The organism is Tateyamaria pelophila (genome assembly GCF_019966495.1).
In the GTDB taxonomy this organism is placed as follows: domain Bacteria; phylum Pseudomonadota; class Alphaproteobacteria; order Rhodobacterales; family Rhodobacteraceae; genus Tateyamaria; species Tateyamaria pelophila.
This window is the reverse complement of sequence record NZ_JAIMIA010000152.1, coordinates 1-9,162: the sequence shown is the minus strand read 5'-3', so window position 1 is coordinate 9,162 and position 9,162 is coordinate 1. Positions and strand designations below refer to the sequence as shown.

The window sequence follows — 9,162 nt, the reverse complement described above, 5'->3', positions numbered from 1 at the left end:
CGTGACCCGGATATACGATCTCATCGACAAAATAGAAGGAAAACGAGCTTGACCCAGACACCCAATTAGAGAAGCGGCCCTTCGCCGCAAGTGCGAAATCGAAAGGGACGCTCGAAGAAAGCGGACACTCAGGGCATCGACCAGTTTTTTCTGTCGTGCAAACGCAGCGAAGGTCGGCAGTGAGCCCGATGTATGTACCGGCTGCTGTTCGCAAGTGAGTTATTGGCGTGGCTAGCGGTAGTCGCTGATATGTATCCGGCCTGTTTATCGGCTCGCGGGCCGTGGCCATTTTGGGTTACGCACGCGCCTTGGTCTCATTACTGTCCAGACCGATGACGATCATTTGGGCTCTCAGACTCTGGGGGCGTATTGTCTCCGTTCCAAGCTTTTCTCCTTCGCGAACTTCTTTGTGACTTCGAGCGCTTCAGATCGCGCCCAAAGTCTCATCTCCGACGGCCGTGTATGTCTTTCCATGGCGTAGAACGCTCCAGGCAGTGCGCGCCAATTTGTTGGCCAGCGCGACAGCAGCCTTGTTGTGCGGCATCCGGCTCACAACCCCGCGCAACCATGGGCCAAGACCGATCGCATCCCAGCGGTGGGGGCGCATCAAAATGACATTGGCGGCCTGCACCAAAAGCATCCTTAGATAGCTGTTGCCACGCTTGCTGATCCGACCAAGAATTGTCCGCCCACCAGTGCTAAACTGACGTGGAACGAGACCGAGCCAAGCAGCAAAATCTCGACCTCGATCAAACACCTCGCCCTGACCAATGGCGGCCACGATAGCCGTTGAGATGAGTGGTCCGATCCCGGGAATGGTCATGACATTGGCGCAGTTTTCTTCTGTTTTGCTGATCTCTTCGATTTCTGATGAGATTGCCTTGATCCGTTCATCGACCCAGAGCCAATCGCCATATAGCCCAAGGAGCGTATTACGCATCCGCGGTGAGATTTCATCGCGCCGGTTTTCAAGGATTGCCTCAAACGAGCTCTGCAACCTATGCCGCCCCGCTCGCACAGTGATGCCTTGCTCAATCAGGAACGCCCGGATCTGATTGATCGTGGCGGTGCGTCGCGCCACCAGCCTCGACCGAACACGATGCATTGCCTGCAGATCCAACTGATCCTGGCTTTTCTCAGTGACTGTGCGCAGGTTTGGGCGCATTGCTGCTTCTGCGATAGCCTCCGCATCGTTGTAATCGTTCTTTTGCCCCTTGTTGAACGGCTTCACGTAGATCGCTGGGATGATCCGAGGCTCAAACCCGAGCTCTCGCAGCATACGACTGACAAAATGCGCGCTCATGCAGGCCTCCATGCCAACAACGCAACGCGGCAGGCCTTCAAAGACCGAATGTAGCGCCAGACGCTTGATCTTCTTGCGTAATACACGCTGTCCGGCGTTATCAAATCCAACGAGATGGAAGGTATCTTTTCCGATGTCGACACCAATGACTGTAACCTTATCGAGATCTTCTGGCTTCTTTGATTTCATAGCTACTTCTCCTGTTTGCAGTGTAGGCAAAGCCTAACCTGCTGGGTGAAGCAGCCGGTACATCCCATTACTGTGAGTTCGATTTTCACGCTGCACGCGCTCGCAGTGCGAGAAATGTTGCGTGAGCGTAAAAATCCGCTTCTGCCGCGCAGCGGTAAGACCGGTCATTCATACATGCTGCGGCAAGCATAAGCGGTCGAATTCACAGACCGCGGACGAACCTGCCTGATGCTGGCGCAGCTAAAATCACTCTGATTGCTCGACCGTATCACGGCATTGCACGCGGCGGCCTGGCATAAATCCCCGAAATCGGATGAGGTGGGTGGCTCCTGCTCCACCGGCATCGAATGTGCCAAAGTGCAGTTGTTTTTGACTACTAGGAAAGGAGCCACCCAATGACAGTTAAGACAATCGGCCCGGATTTCGCTTCAATTCATTTTCAAATCGTCAATCTGTATACGCATGTTTAAATCGGTTGTGTTACGACCCCAGAGAAGGCAACGTTTTTGTAAGATACATTGAAGAGGAGAAAACAATGTTCAAACACTTACTCGCCGTTGTCATCCTTTCACTCGCACCTGTTTATGGTATTGCGCAAAGCGCGGAACGCAGCATGACAATGGAGGTGAATGCCACCGTCCGTTCAGTTGATGCAGAAACAAGAACGATCGTTCTCGACAACGAGACGACTGGCCAATCAGAGATCATTGTAGCCGGTCCGGAGATCATCAACTTCGATCAGATTGAAGCAGGTGACAAGGTCAAAGCCATTTACACGCTGGGCATTGCCGCCCGCATGGCAATGCCTGATGAAATGGACAGTGCCGTCGAGGTCGACGGACGGGCAATGGAAGGTGAAAAACCTGGTGCACTGACAGGAACGGCAGTCACGCTCGTGTTGGAGTTCGTTTCTTTTGACAACGATGCTTCAATAGCGACCGTGAAAGACAGTGACGGCATGGAACAGATGATCGATGTTAAATCCGATGCTGGCCGTGCTTTTGCCAGCGAACTTAAGGCAGGTGATATGGTTGCGTTGACTTTTGCGGAGGGTTTGGCCGTTGGGATTGTTGAAGAATAAGCTCGGTCATCACAACGAAAGTGCTGTCTAACCGCGCCTGAAAAAGTCTGCGCAAGGATCAAAGGGATCGTACGAGTGTTTTTAGCGCATGGCTACACTGCCGCTGCGGTTGATATTGGGTGAGCGTCGATTTTGAGATCCAGACCACTGGAACTGCTTTGAACGATACCGTAAGTTCGCCAAAATTTGCGTAAAACCTGAATTGCGGACAAACCAAGTAAGCGCGGCTGCGGGATGAATAACAGCGCGGACAACGCCGCTGACTGTGACGGTGCACCTTGATATCAAAGTTGCATTGTATTCCACCTAAAAACCAATACAGCGAGTTGGTCGAACGGAATTAATCGCGACGAACAATTCGCGGTTCTGAGACATCACGCCGAAGTTCGTTGCCAATCAAATGGGCGCAGAGTAGCATTGATTTACAAAGTTTTCGGCTCATAAAGGAAATGGATATGTTCATCAAAAAGACTTCCGCGGTGCTGGCCGCTTGTGTGTTTTCAGCTTCAATCAGCATCATTCCTGCCAGTCAAGCTGAAGCTGGCGGCGCATTAAAAGGTGCAATTATCGGTGCGGGTGTTGGCGGTCTTGTTGACGGTAAGGATGGCGCAAAAAAAGGTGCGGTTGTAGGTGGTGTAGCTGGGGCTATCATCGGCGATTGATCTGAAACACCTGGCAAGGAAATAAAGGGAAATCAAATGATGGTCAGAAACCTACCTAGCATTGGCGCGTTAGCCCTGCTGATGACATCAACGCCCCTGCACGCCGAACCAACCACTGAGTTGATGGTTCAAGAAGCGGCGGGCCTTTTGCACCACTCGTGCGACAGTCTTGTCGAAGTCACAGGCGCAGATGAAGATGCGATAGTAAGCGTCGTCAAGAAAATGGTCGCTGTTTCTTTAATAAACCGTCAAGTTGACCTCGCAGAGTATGCAACAACTGACGAACGCAGGGAAGAGTTGCGCGCAGAGTTCATAGAGCAAGTGCGCGGCGGATGCGCAGCCGACCGTAAGGCCTTGCTGGCAGGAATTATTGATACAGCCGTCAAAAATGTGCTCGGTTTATAAGGCTCTCTTTGGTCAAAAATTGTTGGCATCCTGATATTTAGAACTGCCCGGCAAAAAAGAAACTTCACCGCTGTCAGTGAAACGGGAATAACGCCTTCGCCTATTGCAGATAAATGGTAGCAGCTTTTATTGGCCCCCCTCTTGGAAACCGTTAATTTTTTGGTGATATATCCGGAGGTCAACAGACGGAGGGGCATTCCCGCAACCGTCAACGCGGTCATGGACCCTCCGGAAATTGCTAGGGTAGCAATGAATGGCGGCTTGCGTTGCTGATTTGCGGCGTGGTGTGCGGGTCTAACTGGGTAGGCCGATTTGCTGCATCTGCCAAGGAATTGATTTTTGACTGACTGCTCTGGGCTCGAAGCGGCCGGATGCCAGTGCAGCGTCACCCCAGATTGAGGTGGCTACGAACAGTCGTTCGCCAAGCGGGCTAAGAAACTGATATTTCTCTGTTTTTTTCGGATGCATCGACATCCCCGTACCGATAGCTGTTGTTGAGGCAACGCGCCGCGAAATCTGACTGCGAGCCCAGACTCCCCAATGCTGCACGCTGTTCGAATGACCTGAAACCGCCGCGCAAAGCTGCCGTACGGCCTATTGGCTGAGCAAAGCAGAGCGTTAGCCCCAGCTCTTGGTAGCCTGTTTTACACAGAAGAAATGATGATCCGGGCAGGTTTGATGGAAAAAGGCCTTTTGATAATCATCACGCTGGCTGATACGCGCCCATCACTCGCACCCTGATAAACGAACTAAGCGACACCAAGATGATACCAATCGAGAACAGGCACCATATTGCGGGTTGTTCATTTGGGTTGGTCGTCAGTGCGAAGGCGAGAAATGGTCCGATCAGCAAGTGAAACAACGCAAAGCGCCATGCACCGTACCAAAGAGGCAGGGCAAAGACGGCAAGAAAATAGGCTGGGAACCAGATGTGGATACCAAAGGTCGAGCTGAAACCTTCCATGAAACCGTTGAGCGGTAAAATCCAGCCAATGTGCCAATCGCCTGAGATCAGGCAAGTTTGTAGCCCGCAAAGTGGCGACCCGGGCGTGCAATCGCCAAGTGCCTGTAGCGGAACCAGTTTCAGCAGCATGAATCCTGTGGCGAACGCAGCAAGGCCATATACTCTGCGTGCCTGCCACTTCGGTACCGGGGATGGGGCAATTGCCATTGCAAAAGCGTTGATGAACAAGGGCTGAAAGGCAATGTGTAGATAGGACAGCAATGTAATCGATTGGTTTGCGGGGTTCGAGCATTCATCTACAACTGCATATCCAACGGCTTGCAAACCCTCCATCACGGTGAAAAAGCCCAGAGTGATCCAAATTGCTTTCGGTTCACCGCGCATCGCTGTGACCGCGACTGCAGCGCCGCCCAATGCCACCATCGCGACAGACGCCGTTGCGCTCCAACACATGGCAAATACCTCCTGTTCGATCAATCGTGCCTCAAGATTGGACACATTAGCAAGCGTCTCTGACCGGGAGGCCTTTGTGACTGCTAGGCCGCAGAGGCTGGCTTGTTCGTAAAGTGGTTCAGACCACCAACTTCATGCGAGCTTTTGCACCAATGGCTAGAAAGATGATTGTAGCAGGCATTCACGATCAGAAGCGAAGGGCAGCAACGTCCCGCGTCTTGATTGTTCTGACACCGCGCGGCGAAAGTGCGGTTTGGATTTGACGTGGTTTGCCCAGATTGAATGACCGCATTGGCGACGTGAGCTGCAACGCGGCGACAGACATGCCGCAAGCGCGAAGCGATGCTGCGTTAGCGAAGTACGAAGAACGAATGGCGGCAAAGTCCGCACTGCCGCCGCTCGTATCCCGGCTCGGCGTTGATTTTGTGTGCAAGCGCAGCGAAAGTCGGCAGTGATGAAGGTTTTTCGACGCGGGCCATTGCGCGGGGTATCGGCTGGGCGTGAGCGTGGCCCGCGTTGACAAACCTCTCAGGGAAGAAGCCGCGGGTGCTGGGCGCCACCTATGGGGAAAGAGCGTTTTCGGCTGGCTTTGTGACGGCGATGGACGCGGAGGTGTTGGGGGTGAAGGCTGCCAATCCCAGATTTTGCCTGTAACTTTGGTCTGGCCTCAACCCGTGAAAGAGCCGTTTTGCGCCGTCCTCGCAATGTTCCGGACAGCTACAGGCGAGCGGTCTCGGCCGGTGTAGCTGAGGCAACCGGTCTGCGGTGGATGGGATGAACGGACGTGTCGTCATGCGGCCTGTTTCCTCGGTGGAGCGCGAGATCGTGGAACCTCGCCACGCCGGAACGTCTCGAGGATGCGCATCGTCCCGCCGCATTCGGGACATGGCTCTCGCAATGTCAGCGGGATGACTTCGGCGGTGGATGCGTCTTCCGGCCCAGGCTCTTCCGCGCGGAGCAATGTGCGGACCTTGGCGATGTTGGCTTTGCGGGCGGCGCTGGCCAGCAGGCCATAGTGGCGGATGCGATGGAAGCCATCGGGCAGGACGTGGAGCAGGAAACGGCGGATAAACTCGCCGGTTCGCAGCCGCATGACCTTCATGCGGTCGCCACGCTTGATCCTGTAATCCTTCCAGCGGAACGCCACGGTGTCGGCATCGGCGCTGGCGAGGCGTTGGTTTGAGATAGCGACACGGTGCGTGTATCGGCTGAGATAGGCCAGCACCGCTTCGGGGCCGCCGAAGGGTGGTTTAGCGTACACGACCCATTCGGTCTTGCGCAGCGGAGCGAGATAGCTGGCAAAGGCCTCGGCATCCGCCAGGGTGTCCAGATCGTCGAAGAAGGCAAGCTGCCCGGTGCGATGCAGCACCATCAGCCCATTGATGAACAGCCGCCGGAACAATCTGGATAGGACGCGGACCGGCAGGAAGAACCCCGGTTTGCAGGCGATCCACTTTGTGCCGTCCGGAGACAAGCCGCCGCCGGGTACGATCATATGCACATGGGGATGGTGGGTCATCGCCGATCCCCAAGTGTGCAACACGCTGGTCGTACCTACGCGAGCGCCGAGACGCTTGGGGTCGGCTGCGATGGTCGCTACCGTCTCAGCTGATGCTTTGAACAGCAGCCCGTAGACTGCGCGCTTGTTCCAATAGGCGATGTGGGCAATCTCGGCTGGCAGCGTGAAGACCAGATGGAAGTACTCGACAGGCAGCAGGTCCTCGGCCCGCGCGGCCATCCAATCCCTTGCTGCCGGGCCTTGGCATTTGGGACAATGCCGGTTCTTGCAGCTGTTGTAGGCGATGTGCTGGTAGTTGCATTTGGTGCAGGCCGCCACATGCCCGCCGAGCGCCTCGGTCCGGCAAGCCTCAATGGCTGACATCACCTTGAGTTGCGAGAGGTTCAGATGTCCCGCGTTGGCCCGCCGGTAGGCAGGACCATGGGCCTGAAAGATATCTGCAACTTCCAGCGCGCGCCGAGGCACGCTGCCGCGCCCCTCAGGTCACATCCCGCATGTGCTCAAACGGACTGGCGACATTGCGCAGCGTTTTAGTGGCGACATGGGTGTATCGCGCCGTGGTCGTAAGTTTGGCGTGACCGAGGAGCACCTGGATCACGCGGACGTCTGTGTCGGCTTCAAGCAGATGGGTGGCAAAGCTGTGCCGGAGCGAGTGCAGCGTTGCGGGCTTCTTGATCCCGGCCATCGCCTTGGCGGAATTGAAGGCCCGGTTCAGAGAGCGCGGCGACAGCGGTTCGACCCGGCTTTGCCCTGGAAACAACCAGCCCTGTGGGCGCGCCTCGCGCCAATAGTCGCGAAGGAGCTCCAGCAAAGACGGGGACAGCATCACGTCGCGATCCTTGCCGCCTTTTCCGCGCTCTACATGGATCAGCATGCGGTCGCTGTCGATGTCCCGAACCTTCAGGTTGGTTACTTCAGATGCTCGTAGCCCCGCGCCATAGCCGATACCGAGCGCCGCCCGATATTTGAGGCCGGGGCCAGGTGCCGAGGCCAGAACCGCAGAGACCTCCTCGAAGCTCAGCACAATCGGCAGCTTCCGCGGTTCGGTCCGGAATTGTATGTACTTCTTCATATCCTCCCGGTCGCAGGTCATGCCGAAGAAGAATCGCAGCGCAGCGACCCGGGCGTTGTAGACCGAAGGTGTGACCTCGGTATCCGTCATGTGAAGCTGATAGGCGCGCAAGTCGTCCGGTGTTGCGGAGTCCGGTGACCGTCCCAAAAACGCCGTGAATTGCTTGAGCGCCCGGATGTGGGCTTTCTGTGTCGTCTCCGCCAACCCGCGAATACGCATATCTTCGATCATCCGCGCACGCAGCGGGCTCATCTTCTCCTGTGTCATGGGAACCTCCTGTCCAATTGAGAAACCTCAATCGTCAGGCAGGTCAGTCACATCGCAAAATTCGATCCATTCAGCCGGGCGCGATACATCAGAAACAAGCGCCCATGCCGCGAGAGCGGCTTAGTCCGTGAGCCCAGATTACCCAATGCTGCGCGCTACACCAAGGTCTGCTGTTGCGACCCATTATCTAAATCCAGTCGCCAGGATTCTTGCATGTTGCCAAACCTTACACTGCATTGCTCAGATCGAGACCGCGTAGATACAGCCAAGCCGCCAAGACCATCTCGTTGACCCAGATCGGGAGTGAAAGAACCAGATCGGTCGTACCACCTGCCTCGATCCGGCCAAACAGGATTAGAATACAGGAAATCAGCAGGGTGAGACCGCCGATCATCCCCCAGAATGAGAGTAGTCTCGGTACAAGCCGGAACTTGAACAACAGGGGATAGAAACAAAACGTTCCGCAAGAAAACACGATCAGCACCAGAAGGAAGAGCGCATCGTGATGCGCGCTGGCCCAAGCAGAGGTTGCAGGTTCTGGCGCCGCGATCAGCATCAGGCTGGCCGCCGCCGCGACACCAAGGGCACCTTCGACAAGGCGCAACCCCAGATAACCTGTCGCCATTAGCTCCGACAGATGTCGCAAGACTGGATAGAGTGCCAGTGCAATCCCAGCACTTGCGAGTCCATTTGCAATTTCAAAGACGACGGCAAATGTGAGTACGCCTTGTTGCGCGGCAAGACTTGTTTCGCCAACGTGCAATTGCTCGACGATGATCTGGCTCGCCATCGTTGATGCTGTGGCCACGACAAATAGCGCTGCTGCAATTCGCGCCGAACGCCTTGTAATTTCATTACCTATCGGGGCTTTGACTGCAAAGGCCGCGTTTCCGGATTCGGTGCTCATATCTCTACTCACAGACTGGTTGTTGCGGCAGAGCCAATCCTACAGACTCGCTCTCTAACCGCAATGATCCTCGTCAATGGCGATCCGCGCATCCGAGGTGGCGCCTTGCGAGAACAGGATGCTGAGCCTCTTCGCATTCTTTCAAAGCGGACATTGCCAAGAACTGAACAAATGGCAGCTTCGTCCGCACTGCGACCGTTCGTCTTCCGGCTCGGCGTTGATTTCGTGTGCAACCGCAGCGAAGGTCGGCAGTGAGCCCAAAATGTTGATTTTCGCTGAGAAGTGACCCGGTATTTTCACCGAGATTTGACCCACCCTTGATTATGTCTCAGCGGTCATG

9 protein-coding genes are annotated in these 9,162 nt (G+C 55.4%); 4 read left to right on the top strand and 5 right to left on the bottom strand.

Annotated features, from left to right (window positions below; genetic code table 11):
- Positions 1 to 424 precede the first annotated feature (424 nt).
- Complete coding sequence (locus LC354_RS24505) at positions 425 to 1,492, bottom strand: IS110 family RNA-guided transposase (protein ID WP_223428597.1); 1,068 nt, start codon at positions 1,490 to 1,492, stop codon at positions 425 to 427.
- A 535-nt stretch (positions 1,493 to 2,027) separates the two neighbouring features.
- Between LC354_RS24505 and LC354_RS24500 the strand changes: the two genes are divergently transcribed.
- From LC354_RS24500 to LC354_RS24490, 3 genes are all read left to right on the top strand, one after another.
- Positions 2,028 to 2,573 (top strand): hypothetical protein, encoded by a 546-nt coding sequence (locus tag LC354_RS24500; RefSeq protein ID WP_223428596.1) that lies wholly within the window; start codon positions 2,028 to 2,030, stop codon positions 2,571 to 2,573.
- Positions 2,574 to 3,028: 455 nt separating this feature from the next.
- Complete coding sequence (locus LC354_RS24495; RefSeq protein ID WP_223428595.1) at positions 3,029 to 3,235, top strand: glycine zipper 2TM domain-containing protein; 207 nt, start codon at positions 3,029 to 3,031, stop codon at positions 3,233 to 3,235.
- Positions 3,236 to 3,271: 36 nt separating this feature from the next.
- Positions 3,272 to 3,640 (top strand): hypothetical protein, encoded by a 369-nt coding sequence (locus LC354_RS24490; protein ID WP_223428594.1) that lies wholly within the window; start codon positions 3,272 to 3,274, stop codon positions 3,638 to 3,640.
- Between the two features lie 703 nt (positions 3,641 to 4,343).
- Here the strand turns inward: LC354_RS24490 and LC354_RS24485 are convergent.
- From LC354_RS24485 to LC354_RS24470, 4 genes are all read right to left on the bottom strand, one after another.
- Positions 4,344 to 5,057, bottom strand: a complete 714-nt coding sequence (locus LC354_RS24485; protein WP_223428593.1) for a DUF5765 domain-containing protein — start codon at positions 5,055 to 5,057, stop codon at positions 4,344 to 4,346.
- A gap of 790 nt (positions 5,058 to 5,847) precedes the next feature.
- The gene (locus LC354_RS24480) at positions 5,848 to 7,041 is read right to left on the bottom strand and encodes an IS91 family transposase (protein ID WP_223428592.1); all 1,194 of its coding nucleotides are present in this window, start codon (positions 7,039 to 7,041) and stop codon (positions 5,848 to 5,850) included.
- Between the two features lie 13 nt (positions 7,042 to 7,054).
- Positions 7,055 to 7,915 (bottom strand): tyrosine-type recombinase/integrase, encoded by an 861-nt coding sequence (locus LC354_RS24475; protein WP_223428591.1) that lies wholly within the window; start codon positions 7,913 to 7,915, stop codon positions 7,055 to 7,057.
- 226 nt (positions 7,916 to 8,141) lie between these two features.
- Complete coding sequence (locus tag LC354_RS24470; protein ID WP_223428590.1) at positions 8,142 to 8,822, bottom strand: DUF4386 domain-containing protein; 681 nt, start codon at positions 8,820 to 8,822, stop codon at positions 8,142 to 8,144.
- 76 nt (positions 8,823 to 8,898) lie between these two features.
- Between LC354_RS24470 and LC354_RS24465 the strand changes: the two genes are divergently transcribed.
- Positions 8,899 to 9,108, top strand: a complete 210-nt coding sequence (locus tag LC354_RS24465; RefSeq protein WP_223428589.1) for a hypothetical protein — start codon at positions 8,899 to 8,901, stop codon at positions 9,106 to 9,108.
- The last annotated feature ends 54 nt before the right edge of the window (positions 9,109 to 9,162 follow it).